This window comes from Methylobacterium sp. Leaf108, assembly GCF_001423265.1.
GTDB lineage: Bacteria > Pseudomonadota > Alphaproteobacteria > Rhizobiales > Beijerinckiaceae > Methylobacterium.
The window spans coordinates 12,167-29,342 of sequence record NZ_LMND01000009.1 but is presented as its reverse complement, the minus strand read 5'-3'; the positions used below and the strand labels follow the sequence as shown (position 1 = coordinate 29,342).

General features: G+C 70.3%; 15 protein-coding genes. 2 read left to right on the top strand and 13 right to left on the bottom strand.

Annotation, left to right across the window (positions count from 1 at the left end; genetic code table 11):
* Positions 1 to 22 precede the first annotated feature (22 nt).
* From ASF39_RS07550 to ASF39_RS07500, 11 genes are all read right to left on the bottom strand, one after another.
* Entirely contained in the window at positions 23 to 1,579 is a 1,557-nt protein-coding gene (locus tag ASF39_RS07550; protein WP_056282409.1) for an AMP-binding protein, read from the bottom strand.
* Between the two features lie 136 nt (positions 1,580 to 1,715).
* Positions 1,716 to 3,107: a methyl-accepting chemotaxis protein gene (locus ASF39_RS07545; protein WP_056282404.1), complete on the bottom strand. Its 1,392-nt coding sequence runs from the start codon at positions 3,105 to 3,107 to the stop codon at positions 1,716 to 1,718.
* Between the two features lie 516 nt (positions 3,108 to 3,623).
* Complete coding sequence (locus tag ASF39_RS07540) at positions 3,624 to 4,649, bottom strand: TIGR01620 family protein (protein WP_056282401.1); 1,026 nt, start codon at positions 4,647 to 4,649, stop codon at positions 3,624 to 3,626.
* Positions 4,650 to 4,722: 73 nt separating this feature from the next.
* Positions 4,723 to 6,162: a YcjX family protein gene (locus ASF39_RS07535; RefSeq protein WP_055883116.1), complete on the bottom strand. Its 1,440-nt coding sequence runs from the start codon at positions 6,160 to 6,162 to the stop codon at positions 4,723 to 4,725.
* 105 nt (positions 6,163 to 6,267) lie between these two features.
* Positions 6,268 to 7,515, bottom strand: a complete 1,248-nt coding sequence (locus tag ASF39_RS07530; protein WP_056282396.1) for a hypothetical protein — start codon at positions 7,513 to 7,515, stop codon at positions 6,268 to 6,270.
* Positions 7,516 to 7,570: 55 nt separating this feature from the next.
* Positions 7,571 to 8,116, bottom strand: a complete 546-nt coding sequence (locus ASF39_RS07525) for a histidine phosphatase family protein (RefSeq protein WP_056282393.1) — start codon at positions 8,114 to 8,116, stop codon at positions 7,571 to 7,573.
* 14 nt (positions 8,117 to 8,130) lie between these two features.
* Positions 8,131 to 9,111, bottom strand: a complete 981-nt coding sequence (locus ASF39_RS07520; RefSeq protein ID WP_056282391.1) for an aldo/keto reductase — start codon at positions 9,109 to 9,111, stop codon at positions 8,131 to 8,133.
* Between the two features lie 85 nt (positions 9,112 to 9,196).
* Entirely contained in the window at positions 9,197 to 9,493 is a 297-nt protein-coding gene (locus ASF39_RS07515) for a type II toxin-antitoxin system RelE/ParE family toxin (RefSeq protein WP_348271512.1), read from the bottom strand.
* Between the two features lie 4 nt (positions 9,494 to 9,497).
* Complete coding sequence (locus tag ASF39_RS07510; RefSeq protein ID WP_056282480.1) at positions 9,498 to 9,809, bottom strand: type II toxin-antitoxin system ParD family antitoxin; 312 nt, start codon at positions 9,807 to 9,809, stop codon at positions 9,498 to 9,500.
* An 85-nt stretch (positions 9,810 to 9,894) separates the two neighbouring features.
* On the bottom strand, positions 9,895 to 10,746 hold the full coding sequence (locus ASF39_RS07505) for a MoxR family ATPase (RefSeq protein ID WP_056282384.1): 852 nt from the start codon (positions 10,744 to 10,746) through the stop codon (positions 9,895 to 9,897).
* 113 nt (positions 10,747 to 10,859) lie between these two features.
* Positions 10,860 to 11,252 (bottom strand): response regulator, encoded by a 393-nt coding sequence (locus tag ASF39_RS07500; RefSeq protein WP_055883131.1) that lies wholly within the window; start codon positions 11,250 to 11,252, stop codon positions 10,860 to 10,862.
* A 426-nt stretch (positions 11,253 to 11,678) separates the two neighbouring features.
* Here ASF39_RS07500 and ASF39_RS07495 point away from each other — a divergent pair, with 426 nt between their 5' ends.
* Together ASF39_RS07495 and abc-f are read left to right on the top strand one after the other, a co-directional pair.
* Complete coding sequence (locus ASF39_RS07495) at positions 11,679 to 12,482, top strand: class II glutamine amidotransferase (RefSeq protein WP_056282381.1); 804 nt, start codon at positions 11,679 to 11,681, stop codon at positions 12,480 to 12,482.
* Between the two features lie 141 nt (positions 12,483 to 12,623).
* Positions 12,624 to 14,246, top strand: a complete 1,623-nt coding sequence (gene abc-f / locus ASF39_RS07490) for a ribosomal protection-like ABC-F family protein (protein ID WP_056282378.1) — start codon at positions 12,624 to 12,626, stop codon at positions 14,244 to 14,246.
* Between the two features lie 40 nt (positions 14,247 to 14,286).
* On the opposite strand, the gene ASF39_RS07485 is transcribed toward abc-f, so the two are convergent.
* Together ASF39_RS07485 and ASF39_RS07480 are read right to left on the bottom strand one after the other, a co-directional pair.
* A complete protein-coding gene (locus tag ASF39_RS07485) occupies positions 14,287 to 14,901 on the bottom strand; it encodes a phosphatase PAP2 family protein (RefSeq protein WP_056282374.1) in 615 nt (204 codons plus the stop codon).
* Positions 14,902 to 15,000: 99 nt separating this feature from the next.
* Complete coding sequence (locus ASF39_RS07480; RefSeq protein WP_244472308.1) at positions 15,001 to 17,151, bottom strand: TonB-dependent receptor; 2,151 nt, start codon at positions 17,149 to 17,151, stop codon at positions 15,001 to 15,003.
* Between the last annotated feature and the right edge of the window lie 25 nt (positions 17,152 to 17,176).

Here is a 17,176-nt window from a genome sequence, read left to right as displayed (position 1 = left end):
GACAAGCCGAGGGGCCTGCCCGTCACGGCGACGCCGTTGCGGACCGGTCCAGGGTCTCGGCGAGGCGCTTGCGCTGGACCTTGCCGTTGGCGGTGCGCGGCAGGGCGTCGAGGAAATGGATCGCCCGCGGGCATTTGTAGGCGGCGAGCCGCTCGGAGCACCACGCCATGAGCCCGGCTTCGTCGGCGGTGGCATCGGCCTTGAGCACCACGAAGCCGGCGACGACGCCGAGGTCCGGCCGCGGCCGCCACTCGGCGACGCCGACTTCCGCCACGTCGGGGTGGGAGGCCAGCACGCCCTCGACCTCGTTGGGCGAGACCCGGTAGCCGAGGGCGTTCATCAGGTCGTCTGCCCGCCCATGAAACCGGACGTAGCCGTCCGCGTCGATGCTCGCCCGGTCGCCGCCGACGAACCACTCCCCGCGCAGCACGGCGGCCTCCTCCTCCGGCCGGTTCCAGTAGCCGAGCATGAGGCCGGGTTCGGAGCGATGCACCGCGAGCAGGCCCTCTTCCCCAGGGGGCAGGGGCCGGTCTCGGCCGTCCTCGGACAGGATCGCGATCCTCCGGCCCGGTTGTGGCCGCCCGGGCGAACCGGGCCGGACCGGCGTCGTAGGGCCGCTCGAGACGTAGGTGGAGATCTCGCTCATCCCCAGCGCCTCGTAGAGCGGCTTGCCGGTGGCCCGCTCCCAGGCCGCCAGCAGCTCCGGCGGCAGGGCCTCGCCGGCCGTGAGGCCGTGTCGCAGGCGGCTGAGATCGTGGGCGCCGAGGTCGGCGTATTTCAGGATCTGTCGGTACAGGCTCGGCACGGCGGCAAACAGCGTGGCGCCGTGCGCGGCGATCAGGCCAGGCCAGCGCGCCGGATCGCGCGGCCCGTCGTAGAGCACGGCGGTGGCGCCGCAGGCCCACGGATCGGTGATGCCGACGCCGAGCGTGTAGGTCCAGTTCATGGTGCCGGCGTGCAGCATCACGTCCGCTTCGCCCAGGCCCTGCCAATGCTCGTGCATCGGCCGCCGCCCGAGCACGGCGCGGTGGGCGTGCAGAACGCCCTTGGGCCTGCTGGTGGTGCCGGAGGTGTAGACCAGGGTGGCCGGATCGTCCGCGGCCGTGTCGGCATAGGTCTGCAGCGGCGGTCCCTCCGCCATGGCGGCGATCTCGTCCGGGCCGATCGCGATCCGGCCGTCGAGGTCGGCCGGTGTGAGCGTGCAGGCGGAGCTCGCCGCCACCACCGCCGCACCCGAATCCGCCACCAGGAAGGCGGCCTCCGCCGGCGTCAGCTGCGGGGACGAAGGCAGGGCGACCAGCCCCGCGGCCAGCGCCCCGAAATAAACGAGGACGTAGTCGGCGTCGTTGCCCATCCGGATCATGACCCGCGCGCCTGGCGCGAGGCCGAGGCCGAGGAGGCCGCCGGCGATGCCGCGCACGGCCCGGTCGATCTCGCCGTAGGTGAGGCGCAGCGTCGGCCCGCTCTCCCCGACCATCACCAGGGCGGGCTTGTCGGGGAAGTGGCCGGCCTGCCGTTCGAGGCAATGGCGCGCCGCGTTGAAACGCTCGGGTATGACGACGGGGGGCGTGGAGGTCACGGCATGCGATCCGGCGGCGGGTCGTCATGAGACCTACGCGAGAACGCCCGTCGCACAAGGCCCGGACGGAAGGGTTTCGACGGAGCCCCCGGCGGTTCTACGCCGCCGGGGGCTCCGTCGGGGATCGCATCCGCGATCAGTTCGCGGCGGAGGGAAGTCCCGCCATCGTCGCGGCGGCCTCGATCATGACGCCCATCGCATCCGTGGCCGCGGTGTAGGCCGGTGTGCCGGTGCCCCAATCGCTGGCGGCGATGGCCGCGATCATCCTGGCCGCCTCGTCGAGCGCGGTCCTTTCGGCCCTGGCGAAGCGGGCCATCGCCGGGTGGTTCGCGTAGTCGGAGCGGGCGAGGGTCTCGGCGATGGTCGGCCCGGGCCGGCCGGAGATCGTGGCGGCACCGGCCTCCGGCGGAGCAAGGCCGACCAGGATGGTGGCGAGCTTGCGCTTCCAGACCCCGATATCGGCCGGCATCCGGACGAGGACGAAATTTGGGATGTTGGCCCCGGCGGTGTCGAGGGAGGTCTGCCCGAGGTCCTCGGCCTGCTTCAGCCGGACCGTGATCTTCTCGATCTCCTCGTGCGTCTTGGAGGCCTTGGCGGCGATGCCCTGGACGCTGGTGGAGATCTCGGCGGTGGCCGAACGCTGCTGCCCGAGCATCTGCGAGATGGCTTGGTTCAGGTTGCTCGCCTGCGAGATGCGGTCGTTGGTCTGAGCGACGCGGGATTCGAGCTGCTCGACGATCGTGCGACCGGTGGTGACCGCCGCACGGCTCTCCCCGACCGCCACCGAGATCGATGACATCTCTGCGGTGAGCGTGCTGAGGAGCGCCCGGATCTCGCCGGTGGAGCGCGCGGTCTGGGCGGAGAGCGACTTCACCTCGGCGGCGACCACGGAGAAGCCGCGGCCGGCCTCGCCGGCGCGGGCCGCCTCGATGGTCGCGTTGAGGGCGAGGAGATTGGTCTGGTTGGAGATGGAGGCGATGGCGGTGGCCATCACCTCGATCTGCGAGATCGCCCGCTCGAGGACCACGACGCGGTCCGAGATGAGGGAGGTGCGCGATTCGATCTCCTGCATGGCGTTGCGCGCCTGCTCGCCGTCGCCGACGCAGGCCTGCATGGCGGTCAGCGCGTCCTGGGCCACGGTGACCACCGTGTCGGAGGTCTGTGAGACTTCGGCGATCGAGGCGGCCATCTCCTCGGTGGCGCCGGCGATGGTCTGGGTGGCGCGGGCCACCTCGCCGACGTCGTAGGTCATCCAGCCGATGTTGATGGTGGCCTCGGAGGCTTCCTTGGCGATGGCGGCCATGTTGCCGAGGTTGCGGCGGCGCTCCTGATCGCGCTTGCCCATGAAGGTGGTGAGCGAGGCGCGCAGCGGGCCCTCGGGCAGATCGAGGGTGGTGAGGTCCTGTGTCGCCATCAGGGTCTCGACGGCCTTCGTCAGACGAGCGGCCTCGTCCTGCGATACGGATTGCGCGCTCGCGACGATGGCCGAAGAATCCTTGCGCGTGCGTCCGAAGGCGAGCCCGATCATCGACGTGAAGTCCTTGTGCGTTTCCTGCCTGAACGTGCACGCGAACGCTTAACATCGGCTTAGCGGCGGAATGGTTTGGGCCCAGACAGTGGACAGTCGATGTGCTGCAACCGCGAAGAATCGGGAGCACAGTCGCATTCCCCCGCCGCCGACCGACGCCGAATGGCCGATGAACTCTGCGTGATCGCTATGCCAATACGCAGGCCTCACACGCGAGACTGGAATGGTGGGCTTGCGTAGCGATCGATGCGCCGGTGGCCTCGCCGCGTCTCGACAGCGTGGGCGGCACCGATGGCGATGAAACGCATGATCCGCTCTCGCAAAGCGCCCGGCACCATCGCTGCAAGTCCGGCAACGCAAGTCCGGTAACGCATGCCCGGGGACGCTGTGGCGGCACGGCGCGACGAGGGCGGATGCGGTGCGAGAGGATGACCGACATCCGCATGGCGACGCCATCGAACGGATTGCGCGTGCTCTTCGACTGAACCGGGTCACCCGGTGTGCGCAGGTCGGTTTTTACGGGGCCAGCTTTTCCTCCCCGGAGCCCTTCAAAAGTTCGCCCGCCACGTCGGTGATCCGTGGGGCGGGCTCGCGGATGAAGGGCAACGGGCGGCACACCGCCATGGCGGCGAGGCCGAAGCGGGCCGTCATCAGGCCATTGAGCACGCCCTCGCCGAGCTTGGCCGAGACGCGGGCGGCGATGCCGAGCCCCAGCGCCTGCTGCAGCATGCTCTCCCCCACCGCCATGCCGCCGGTCACGGTGAGATGGGCAAAGGCCGAGCGGGCGAGGCGCAGGAAGCCGAGGAAGCCGGGACGACCGCCGTAGATGGTTGCGATCCGCCGCAGGAGTCTCACCGCGGAGAACACCACGAAGGCGACGTCGACGATCGCGCGTGGGCTCAGGGCCGTGACGGCGGAGACCTGCTTGGCCGCCGTCGCGACGGCATTGCGGGCCTGACGGTCGAGGGGCGAGAGCAGTTCGTGCTCGGCGATGGCGAGACGGTCGTCGACGTCGAGGATCGCATCGCCGAGGGTGTCGAGGCGCTTCGTCCCACCCGCCAGGGCCGCGCGGCCGGCATAGAGCGCGGCGAGGTCCCGGACGACGGCCTGCGCCCCGGTGTGGTCGCGGGTGGCCATCGCCTCCACGGCCCTTGCCCGCAGGAGCTCGATCCGGCGCTCGCGCCAGATGCCGGCCAACTCGCGCACGACGATGGCGGCCAGCGCGACGGCGGCGAGGCCGAGGAGGACCAGCGCCACCCAACCGAGCCAGGGGGCGGCGGCGAACAGGTCGGAGATCATGCGCTCGAGCGAAAGCCCGACGCCCAGGGACACGAGGCCGCCGAGAGCGACGAGCAGCAGCGACAGCCAGGGCGCGCGGGATTTCGGCGCGACCGGCACGGGCGTCCCGTCCGCGGCCTCCACGATCTCGAACGGCTCTTCCATCATCCGCACCGTGCTCGGCGGCGCGACGTCGCCCTCGATGGCGCCGGTCTGGTCGGCCGCCGGAATGCGGAAGGCGCGGGGGCGCTGGGTCGAGGTCATGGCCGAACCTTTTTGCGATCGGGCGTCCGGATACGATGCGCCTGCACCCCGGTCGTCGGGTCGACGGACGCGCTCATGCGAGCCTGTCCCCGATCAGGAACTGCATGGCCCGGTCGAGGCGGATCTGCGGCAGATGGCCGGGGCGGCCCAGGGCATCGGGCTTGACGAGGGGGGGGCGGAAGCGGGGAAAGCGCAGGGAGCCCGGCGGCACCGCACCGTCGAGGACGTCCTCGGGCCGGGCCGGCAGCTCGCCGGGGAAGACGGCGGCTTCGCTCAGACCGTCGAAGGTCTCGTCGCCGACGATCTCTCCCGCCTCCGGCGTGCCGGAGACCGCCCGCAAAACCTCGTCCCCGTCGTGGATCGTGGTCTCGCGGGTGGCCCGCACGGAGGCCAGCGCGACGGTGCCGACCCTGGCACCGGCGGCTTCCGTGCGGCGCATGGCGCGCGAGACCAGGAGGCGCAGCAGCGCGTCGAGGCGGTCGTGGCTGGTCTGGTGGAGGTGGTCGGCCTTGGTGGCCGCGAACAGGATGCGTTCGGCACGCGGCGCGAACAGGCGCGAGATCAGGGTGTTGCGGCCGATGCGGAAGCTCAGGAGCACGGCGTCCAGCGCCTCTTCCAGTTCGGCGAGGGCGGCGGGGCCGGCATCGACCGCGGCCAGGACGTCGACGAGGACGATCTGGCGGTCCACCCGCTGGAAGTGGTTGCGGAAGAACGGCTCGACCACCTTGGCCTTGTAGGCCTCAAATCGACGCTCCATCAGCCCCGCGAGGCTGCCAGGGCTCAAGGGCTCGACGAGGCCGTCGAGGGGCGCGAAGGTCAGGGCCGGCGAGCCGGCCAGGTCGCCCGGCATCAGGAACCGGCCCGGCGGGGTGGTCGCCACCGCCTCCGGCCCGGCACGGAGCGCGCCGAGATACGCCTTGAAAGCGGTGCTGGCGCGCTCGGCCACGACCTCGTCGAGGGGAGCGGTAGGATCGAGCGACGTCAGGGTCTCGAGCCAGGGCACGGCGGCACCCGCCCTGCCGCTGCGGCGCGTGCCGGCGATGGTGGCGCGCGACCAGCCGGCATAGCTCTGGTCGATCAGGGCGAGGTCGAGCAGCCATTCGCCGGGATAATCGACCACGTCGAGCATCAGGGTGCCGGGCCCGGAGCGCCAGCCGCCGGCCCGCTCGTACTCGATGGCCAGCCGGAACTGGCTGATGCGATCGGTGGACCGGGGCCAGACCCTGGCGCCGGTGAGCGCCGCGACGTGATCCTCGTAGGGAAAGCGGGGCACGTCGTCGTCGGGCTGGGGCACGAGGCGGGCGCGGCGCAGGCGGCCCTCCTGCGAGGGGGCGAAGGCCGGAAGGGCATGCGCCTCGACGAGGTGATGGATCAGCGCCGTCGTGAACACGGTCTTGCCCGACCGCGCGAGGCCGGTGACCCCGAGCCGGAGGGTCGGCTGGATCAGGAGGTCGCTCGACGCCTCGGCGAAGGCGCGGACGGCGGAGCCGGCGCGCGCGGTAAAGCTGGTCATGCGGAGAGGTTCATCGGCGGCGGGGAGGGGATCGCTCTGGTGCGGCTGAGGTGGCGCGCGCTGTCGGCGACCGCAAGGCCCGGCCCTGGCGCGCCAACGCCGATGTCACGGTCCGGCGGCCGGCGTCGCATCGGCCAGGCGCTGCGACAGCCGCGCGATCGCCGCTGCCACCAAGTCGGGGCCGGCCTTGAGGGTGCCGAGTTCGACCGCCGACATCGCCAGCATGACGGGCGCGAGATTCGGCGTCGGCCGGCCGTCGCCATCGAACAGGCGCAGGTCGTCGTCGGGCTTCACCCCGACGCTCGCCGCGATGCGGCCGGCATAGTTGCGGATGCGGGTCTCGTCGTTGGAGCACAGGGGGGCGGGGACGCGCAGGTCGAGGAGCGGAATGCCGGGCAGGCCCGCGGCAATGACGGGCAGCGCCGCCGATTCCGCGGCGAGCCGATCCGCCAGGGAAGTGGCCGCACGCGCCGCCGGTCGAGGCCGGGACTGTACGGCGGCGGCAGGGCGACCCGTCACCGGCGAAGGCTTCACGAGGATCTCGGACGGTCTCACCAGCAGGACCGAGGGTCTTGCGACGATCACCGATGGCCTCACCAGCAGGCCGGGGGTCGGGCGCGGCGGCGCGCCGTCGGAGACGGCCTCGGGCGTGCGGCTCGCCACCTGGATCCGCGGCGGCGGCGCGGCCCTGCCGGCCCGTGCCATCAATGCGCGGGCCGACCAGGGCTGGACGCGCAGTCCCGGTGTCCCCCCGGAGGCGCGCTTGGGTCCGCCGCCGGGGGCATTGCGGGCGAGGAAGCGCGCGCGCACCGTCTTGCGCAAGCCCAGCGGCGCGATGTCGGGGGAAACTCCCGCCGCCGCCGCGCTCGGGCCACGCGAGGCCGACGGCGAGCGGCATTCCGCCGGCGCCCAGCGCCGCACGATGGCGAGCGCGCTTTGACGGCCGAGGTCGCGGTAGTAACGGCGCAGCAGCTGCGCGGCCGCATCCGCCCCCGACGCGGCATCGGCGAAGCCGGTATGGCCCTCGGCATCCGCCCCGATCTCGCCGTTCCAGCGCGCGCTCTTGATGCACCAGTAGTTGTTGAGCTTGACGCAGCGGGCGACGAAGGCCGGCGGGTTGGGCGCGTGGCGGGCCACCATCGCCAGGGAGAGTGGGCGCAAAGCCCCGCCCGCCTCGGCCCGCCAGTTCGACACCGCCCGCGCATCGGCCATGAAGCGGCTCGGGGGTTCGGGTGCCGGTCCGGGCAGTGCGAGCATGCCGGCGGCATCGCCGGCCCGGCGGCGCAATGCCTCGATCCCCGGCTCGACCCGGGGCAGGAGGGTGGTGGCGATCACGATAGCGGTCAGGAGCACGGGCGGTGGACCGTCAGGGCGCGGCTCCTTGAAACGGCTGGGCCCCGCGAAGGGTTCAAGCGTCCGCCGCCTCGGTCAGGTCGCGGGGCCGGACGAAGCTCACGAGGCGTCCGGTGCCGGTGCCGATCTCGCGCCATGCGTCAGCGTCGAAGGCGATGACGGCGTAGGCGGCCGTCGGAAACTCCACCGCCAGCCGCTGGCACAGCGCAGCCTCGCCTGCGCCCGCCAGCTGCGTCCCGAGATCCTGAAGGCCGGGATTGTGCCCGATCACGAGAAGGGTGCGGGCCTCGTCCGGTGCCGACCGGATCACCCGCAGGAGGGAGCCCGCGGGCGCCTCGTAGATGCCGTCTGCGATCTCGCACGGCGGCCGTCCCAGGGCGTCGGCCACGGCCTTCCAGGTTTCACGGGTGCGCTGCGAGGGCGACAGCAGGACACGATCGGGTATCAAGCCGGCCTCGGCGAGATGGGCACCGATCAGCGGGGCGGCCCGCTTCCCGCGGTCGTTGAGCGGCCGGTCGAGGTCGGCGACGCCGGCGGGATGGTCGGACTTGGCATGGCGCAGGAGGACGAGGCGAAGGGCCCCGGCGTCCGGCGAAGGCATCCGGGTCTGTGCCACTACTGATACCCCACGACCGGGTGTGGCACGTAGCGGGACTCCAGGGCCGCGACCTCGGAGTCCGTGAGGTCGAGGGAGAGTGAGGCCACCGCGTCGTCGAGGTGGTGAGGCTTCGAGGCCCCGATGATCGGGGCGCAGACGCCCGGCTTGCCCGCCACCCAGGCGAGCGCCACCTGCGCCCGCGGCACGCCCCGCTCGCCTGCGATCCGCGCGACCTCGGCGACGACGGCGCGGTCGGCCTCCTCGGCCGAGGCGTAGAGCTTGCGCCCGACCTCGTCGGTGTCCTGGCGCGGGCTGGTCTCGTCCCAGTCGCGCGTGAGGCGGCCTCTCGCCAATGGGCTCCAGGGCAGGATCGCCACTCCCTGGTCGGCACAGAGCGGCATCATCTCGCGTTCCTCCTCCCGGTGCAGCAGGTTGTAGTGGTCCTGCATGGTCGCGAAACGGGTCCAGCCGTTCATGTCCGCCGTGAACAGCGACTTGGCGAACTGCCAGGCGAACATCGAGGAGGCACCGATGTGCAGGGCCTTGCCGGCCTTGACCACGTCGTCGAGCGCTTCCAGCGTCACCTCGATCGGCGTCTCGTAGTCCCAGCGATGGATCTGGTAGAGATCGACGTAGTCGGTCCCGAGGCGTTCCAGGCTCGCGTCGATGGCCGCGAAGATCGCCTTTCGCGAGAGCCCGCCGGCGTTGGGCTGGCTCGTCAGCGGAAAGAAGCATTTCGTCGCCAGCACGATCGCATCGCGATCGGCGAAGTCCTTCAGGGCCCGTCCGACGATCTCCTCGCTGGTGCCGTCGGAGTAGTAGTTGGCCGTGTCGAAGAAATTGATCCCGAGGTCGAGCGCCTTGCGGATCAGAGGGCGGCTCTGGTCCTCACGCAGGGTCCAGGCATGGGGACCGCGCTCCGGGATGCCGTAGGTCATGCAGCCGAGGCACAGCGGTGAGACGTCGAGGCCGGTGCGGCCGAGTTTTCTGGTTTTCATGGGACCTCTCTTGCAGCCTGCCAGCGTCGGCGGAAGGCCCATTGGGCGTATGTGGTCCGCCGCGTTCGGATCGACAGCGAACGTCTCACAACAGAGCCGCGAGGTCCCGCCGCCCATGGACGATCCTGACGATCTCGACCGAAGAAATGTCCCCCTCATCGTGATCGGGGTAGGTCTCGTAGAGGATCAGAAGGGGTGGTTCGACGAGGACGCGGGCCGAAGGTCGGATATCGGGCCGTCGCGGGCCGATCCGCGGATGGTCGGCGCGTTGGCCGACCCGTTGTTCGATCCGATCGTAAAGACGCTCGGCAGCCGCAGGGTTTTCGGCACCGATCGCCACGTAGTGATCAAGGAGATCCTGCTTGGCGAGATCGGACCACACGATCCTAGCCGGCATGCTGGGGGTCGTCGCTGGCCAAATCCGGGCCGATGGTCCTGGCTTTCAGGCGTCCGCGTGCTTCCTGGCGCAATGCGCTGAAATCCAGGGCTCCCGAGAGGTCGCCGGATTTTCCTGCGTCCCAGGCCTGCCTTAGGCTCCCGCTGTCATGTTCGGTCGACATGGCGCGGTTCTCCGACCAGAGCCTCAAGGCATCCTGAATCACGTCGCTCTGAGATCGGTACTCGCCGGCGTCGACGGCGGATCGAATCTGCGATGCGATCATCTCCGAGAACGCGACCGTCACCGGCTCGTTTTCCATCGTCACGACCGGTCTCCTCGTGTCCGGCAGGTCTCGGCGATCGCCATCATACCCCCTCCCATCGCTATGACCAGCGACGCATGTCTCAACCGCCCCGTCCCTCCCGCCGCATCATGAAGGCCAGCTTCTCGAACAGGCTGACGTCCTGCTCGTTCTTCAGGAGCGCGCCGTGCAGGGGCGGGATCAGCTTGCGCGGGTCGCGCTCGCGCACCGTCTCGAGGTCGATGTCCTCGGAGACCAGGAGCTTGAGCCAGTCGAGCAGTTCTGAGGTCGAGGGCTTCTTCTTGAGGCCGGGCGTCTCGCGGACAGCGAGGAAGACCTTGAGCGCCTCGGCCACCAGCCGCGGCTTGATGCCGGGATAATGCACGTCGACGATGGCCTGGAGCGTCTGCGCGTCCGGGAAGGCGATGTAGTGGAAGAAGCACCGGCGCAGGAAGGCATCCGGCAGTTCCTTCTCGTTGTTGGAGGTGATGATGACGATCGGGCGCCGCTCGGCCTTCACGATCTGGCCGGTCTCGTAGACGAAGAACTCCATCCGATCGAGTTCGGTGAGGAGATCGTTCGGGAACTCGATGTCGGCCTTGTCGATCTCGTCGATGAGCAGCACCGGGCGTTCGGGAGCGGTGAACGCCTCCCACAGCTTGCCGCGGCGGATGTAGTGCCCGATGTCCGACACCCGCGGGTCGCCGAGCTGCGAGTCCCGCAGCCGGGAGACGGCGTCGTATTCGTAGAGGCCCTGCTGGGCCTTGGTGGTCGATTTGACGTTCCAGGTCAGGAGCGACGCACCGAGCCCCCTGGCGATCTCCTCGGCGAGGACGGTCTTTCCGGTGCCGGGCTCCCCCTTTACGAGAAGTGGACGCTCCAGGACGATGGCGGCGTTCACCGCCACGGTCAGGTCCGTCGTGGCGACGTAGGCGTCGGTCCCGGTGAATCGCATCGGATCGTCGTCCCTCGGCTCATGGCTGGCGCCGCTCTCGATGAGCGAACGCGAGGCTCATGAATGGCCTGACGGTCCCGGATGCAAGGCCCCGCACCCGATCGGGCGGCCGATCACGCGGCCTTGGCGGCCAGGGAGGCATGCTCGGCCTGCACCAGCACGTCGAGCACCCGCCAGGGCTTCTGCAGGTAGACGACCTGATTGGACAGGCGTTCGTCGCGGCTCGAATCGTAACCGGAGGTCATGACCACCCGCACGTCCGGCCAGCGGCTCTCGACGGTGTTGGCGAGGGCGAAACCGTCCATCGCCCCGTTCAGGCGGATGTCGGCGAACAGCAGCGCGACGTTGACGTCGGCCCGCTCGAGGACGGCGATGGCCGCCTCTGCGGACGAGCAGGCGATCACGTCGAGGTCGGTCTCCTCCAGGACTGCGGTGGCGAGGTGGCGAAGGGCGGCGTCGTCCTCCACCACGAGGGCGACGGGGCAGTCCGAGCGGGTACGGTCCATAGGCTGGCGCTTTCGTCAGGAGATGTCGTCAAGAGGAAACGGGACCACCGCGGAGGGCGGCGCGAATCATTTTCGATGACCGATGCTGGGCTGCAACGGGTCCGGCCGCAAGGGTCCGGGGCGGGCTCCGGCCATGCGGCCGGCGCAGTGCGCGAGGCCACGGCCGGTCCGCCGAGCCCGTTTCGCGCCACAGCCGCCCACGAAAGAAAGGTGCGAAGAGTCCCGTGGCGCCGCATTAACGACCCGTTCACCACGCAAAAGGGATTGTTGCGGATCGATGACGGCCGCGCGGCCTCCAAACGGCGCAAGTCCTGCTTCGTACCGATGCCGCCGGCAGGCAAGGTCCTGCGAAATCTCGGTTTCGCCTCATCTCAAGTCCTGCTCGACGGACGGGACCGCCACGAACGCGAGGGGTCATAACGAGCGATGTGCCGCTTTCTCGCCTACAGCGGTGAACCGGTCTTCCTCACGGATCTGGTCTGCGCGCCGACGCATTCCCTGGTGCACCAGTCGCTCCATGCGGCCGAGGCCAAGACCGAGACCAACGGCGACGGCTTCGGCATCGGCTGGTACGGCGAGCGGGCCGATCCGGGCCTCTACCGCGACGTCTGCCCGGCGTGGTCGGACGAGAACCTCGTCAACCTGTGCCAACAGGTCCGCGCCCGCACCTTCTTCGCGCACGTCCGTGCCTCGACCGGTACGGCGACGACGCGGGCGAACTGCCATCCCTTCGCGCACGGCACCCACCTCTTCATGCACAACGGCCAGATCGGCGGCTATGCGCGGATCAAGCGACGGATCGAGGCCCTGATCCCCGACGCGCTCTACGACATGCGGCGCGGCACCACCGATTCCGAAGCGATCTTCCTGCTGGCTCTCGCCAACGGGCTGGCCGAGGACCCTGTCGGGGCGATGGCCCAGACGCTCTCCACGGTCCGCGACCTGATGCAGGCGGCCGGCGTTGACGAGCCGCTGCGCTTCACCGCGGTGGTGACGGACGGCGATACGATCACCGCCTACCGCTGGGCCTGCGACGGCCGGCCTCCGAGCCTTTACTATCGGGAAACCGAGACCGGCCTCATCGTCGTCTCCGAACCCATCGACGGCTGCCGCGACGGCTGGCTGGTGGTGCCCAAGGGCGGCACCCTGCAGGCGCGCCGCGGCGGCCCTGCGACCGTGACCGGCGCCGATCACGTCACGGTCAAGGCCAAGCCGCGCATCGCCGCCTGACAAGCCGCGCATCGCTGCCTAACAAGCCGCGCATCGCCGCCTGACGCACCGAGGGAGAGCGGCCCCGGCCAGGGCCCGTCCCTTCCACTGCGGTCATCCATGCCGTAAGGGCGCTGGGCAGTCCCGGGGTCCATCGCGCGCATGATCCGTCTTGAGAAAATCGGCAAGCAGAACGGCCGGCAGATCGTCTTCATCGAGGCGTCCGCCGCTCTCCAGAAGGGGGAGAAGGTCGGGCTCGTGGGCCCCAACGGCGCCGGCAAGACCACGCTGTTCCGGATGATCACCGGCGAGGAGGAGCCCGACGAGGGCCAGGTCGCCACCGACAAGGGCATCACCATCGGCTATTTCAGCCAGGACGTTGGGGAGATGTCCGGCTGTTCGGTGGTCTCGGCGGTGATGGACGGCGCCGGGCCGGTGAGCGCCGTCGCCAAGGAGCTGAAGGCGTTGGAGGCGGGCCTCGCCGATCCCGACCGGATCGACGAGATGGATGCCCTGGTCGAACGCTACGGCGAGGTCCAGGCCCGTTTCGAGGAGCTCGACGGCTACGCCCTGGAGGGCCGGGCCTACGAGGTGCTGGCGGGCCTGAGCTTCAGCCAGGAGATGATGGACGGCGACGTCGGCAAGCTGTCGGGCGGCTGGAAGATGCGCGTGGCGCTGGCCCGCATCCTCCTCATGAACCCGGACGTGATGCTGCTCGACGAGCCCTCCAACCACCTCGACCTCGAGAGCCTGATCTGGCTCGAATCCTTCCTCAAGGGCTACGAGGGCGCGCTCCTGATGACCTCGCACGACCGCGAGTTCATGAACCGCATCGTCACGAAGATCGTGGAGATCGACGGCGGCACGCTGACGTCCTTCTCGGGCGACTATGCCTTCTACGAGCAGCAGCGGGCGCTCAACGAGACCCACCAGCAGGCGCAGTTCGAGCGCCAGCAGGCGATGCTCGCCAAGGAGATCAAGTTCATCGAGCGATTCAAGGCGCGCGCCAGCCACGCCGCCCAGGTCCAGAGCCGGGTGAAGAAGCTCGACAAGATCGAGCGGGTCGAGCCGCCCCGGCGCCGGCAATCGGTGGCGTTCGAGTTCCAGCCCGCGCCGCGCTCGGGCGACGACGTCGCGATGCTCCGGAACGTCCACAAGCGCTACGGCGCCCGCACGATCTACGAGGGACTCGACTTCTCGATCCGGCGCCGGGAGCGTTGGTGCGTGATGGGGATCAACGGTGCGGGCAAGTCGACGCTCCTGAAGCTGGTCACCGGCGCGACGCAGCCCGACGACGGCGCGGTGGCGCTGGGCGGCAGCGTCAAGCTGGGCTACTTCGCCCAGCATGCGATGGACCTGCTCGGCGGCGAGCTGACGGTGTTCCAGGACCTGGAGCGGTCGTTCCCGCAGGCCGGGCAGGGGTCGCTGCGGGCGCTCGCCGGCTGCTTCGGGTTTTCCGGCGACGACGTCGAGAAGCGATGCCGGGTGCTGTCGGGGGGCGAGAAAGCCCGGCTGGTGATGGCCAAGATGCTGTTCGATCCGCCGAACTTTCTCGTCCTCGACGAGCCCACCAACCACCTCGACATGGGCACGAAGGAGATGCTGATCGCGGCGCTCTCCGGCTTCGAGGGCACCATGCTGTTCGTCAGCCACGACCGCCACTTCCTGGCCGCCCTCTCCAATCGCGTTCTCGAGGTGACCCCGGAGGGCATCCACCAGTACGGCGGCGGCTACACCGAATACGTGGCCCGTACCGGCCAGGAGGCGCCGGGCCTGCGCAGCTGATCGTGGACGGACGGTCTGTCGCTGGGCGAACCCGGTCCGGTTACCGCCTGGGATCGGCCGGCCGGGGGCTCCCGCAGATCGCGTCGGCGGTCGCCTCCGCGGCGATTCCGATGAGCGAGCCGACCACCACGTCGGACGGGAAATGGGCGCCCCGGAGCATCTGGACGGCCACGATCCCGGCCGCGGCCGCATAGGCCGGGGTACGGACCTCCGGATAGGCACGGCCCACCGCCCTGGCCACGGCGACGCTCAGCGCGGAATGGCCCGAGGGAAACGACTGCCAGGGCCCGACGTTCGGGCCGAGCCACCCCTTCTGGTAGCGCCCCGTGTCCATCAGCACGTTGGGCCGGGTGCGGTGGACGACCCGCTTCACGCTCGTCTTGACGACGCTGGCCAAGACGCCGCTCACGAGCATCTGGCGGCCGGCCGCGGCCAGGCGCCGATCCCTCGAGGCGAGCCCGAACGCCAGGGTGCCCACGGACAGGGCGAGGAGCGATTGCCAGCTCCCGACCTCGCTGGCGCTCGCCAGCGCCCGCACGCCGGGGTGATCCTTGGCACGGGCCAGCGACACGCCGAGGGCGATGTCGGTGGCCTCGATCCCGGCGATGGCGGAGCGGAGACGGTCGGCGAAACGATGGTCGTCGAGAGGAAGCATGGCCGACAACGCGGTCCTCGCCGGAACGTTCGCGCAACGACACGCTGCCCCGATGCCACCGCCCCGCGAGGGTCCGCCTTCGCCGGACGGAGGGGCTCCTCAGAACCGCGCGGTCAGGAAGAGCCGGACGTTGCGGCCGGGCAGCAGGATCTCGTCTTTCTTGAACGAGGCCGAGTTGCGGATATCGCTGTCCAGGAGGTTGCGACCCTGGAGGCCGAGGGTAACCTCGCGCGCCCCGTAGACCGCCGGGTCCAGGGGCTTGGTGTAGCTCACCTCCGCGCGCAGGTCGTCGTAGCCGGGGGTGACGGTCTCGAACGGTGCGGTCTCCCGGTGATCGAAGGCGTGCAGCAGGTTGATGCGCGCGAACCAGCCGTCCGCCCGGAGGAAGGCGCCGCCGCCGACGCGATGGGGCGGGATGCGCGGCACGTTGGATCCGTCGTCGAACTGCGCCCGCACGAAGTCGTACTGAGCCTCGAAGCCGGCAAAGCCGTTGCCCACCGGCAGCACATCGAGCTGGGCCGCGATCTCGGCGCCGTAGAAGGCGGCGTTGGCCTGCGAGTAGACGATCTGGCGCAGCTCGTCGCCGCTGCCGCAGGACGCGAAGTCGTCGTCGCAGCGGTTGCCGGTGTCGCGCTTGTAGATGAAGCCGGTGTAGCGGGTGTAGTACCCGGTCGCGTCGAGCCGCAGCGGCCCGTCGGCCTTGCGGATGCTGACCTCCACCGTGCGTGCGCGCTCCAGTTTGAGCCGCGGGTCGCCGATCTCGAAGGTCGCGGTCGCGTCGTGGGGCCCCTGCGAGAACAATTCGTAGCCGGTGGGGCCGCGCTCGACGTAGGAGCCGTTGACGGCGCCCACGAAGCCGTAGGGGAGGTCCTGGAGCGCGCCGAAGCTGGCGCTCTTGGGCGCGAACCGGCGGGTCAGCGCGAACTGGGCCGGATCCTCGCCCGCCACCGGCAGGTAGTCGCGCGGGAACTGCGTCACCGTGCTGTTGAGGCGGTCGCCCTCGATGCGACCGGCTCCCTGGAAGCGCAGCCCGTTGCCGACCGCGAGTTCCTCGAACAGGTAGAGCGCGTGCGAGCGCGATTCGGTCGGCGGCAGGAAGGCCTCGCCCTGGGTCGAGATCACCCGCCGCCCGCTCTGGAGGCCGAGCGCCCCGGTGAGGACGCCGAAGGGGAGGGTGACGGGCACGTGCTGCAGCTCGATCCTGCCCTCGGCCTCGCGGTTCTTGAACGTCGCCTGGATGCCGTCGAGTCCGTTGCCGCCGATGCCGCGCTCGTCGTGGCGGTAGACCGAGTAGCCGGCCCAGTAGCGGATGACCTCCAGCGGTCCGTCGAGCGGGCGATACTCGCCGCGCGACAGCACCTTGTCCTGGCGCGGATCGAGGCGGGTGCGGTTCTCGGCCGCCTCGCCGCCGGGGATCTGGTAGAGGGCGTCGTAGTGGCTGAACGAGATGCCGGCAAAGCCCCGGTCGCCGATGGCCGAGATGCCGACCGACCCGCCCTGCGTCTCGGTGGCGGAGTTGCGCTGGATGCCCCCCGGGATCGCGTAGGAATCGGTGGCCGTCCTGAACCCGTCGGCATGCACCGCGATACCGTCGTGGCCGGCATCGACGGTGGCGGCACCGAGCCGCCCGTTGTCGACGGTGGAGTACCCGGTCGTGACCTGCCCCGACACACCGCCCGCCGGGATGAAGGTCGGCACGCGGTTGTTCTCGGCCGACACGACGCCGCCGATCGCGCCCGATCCGTAGCGCAGCGTCGCCGGCCCGCGGATCACCTCGATCCGGTCGGACACCAGCGGGTTGATCGGCACCGCGTGGTCCTCGCCGAGCTCCGATACGTCGCCGGTGACGATACCGTTCTCCTGGATGCGCACCCGGGCGTTGTCGAGGCCTCGGATGATCGGGCGGCTGGCGGCCCCCGGCGCGTAGGTCGAGCTCGCAATGCCGGGTCGGTCCGACAGGGCGTCGCCGAGGGTGCGCGGCTGGTCGCGGCCGATCTGCTCGCGGGTCACCACCGTGACCGGCGAATAGGTGCCGGCCACGACTGGAAAGACGCCCGTGGGAAAGCTCGACCCGGAGACGAGCCCCCGTCCGGGCTGGATCGGGCTCGGCGACGTCACGCTGAGTTCCTCGAGGGTCACGGGCGCCGCCGTCTGCGCGTGGACACCGACCGACCAAGCCGCGAGCGGAAGGGTGGCCAGAACCACGCGGCGAGGAACCATGCGGGTCAGGACGGTGGTCGACGAAGACATGGTCGCCTCGGTGCAATGTGATAGT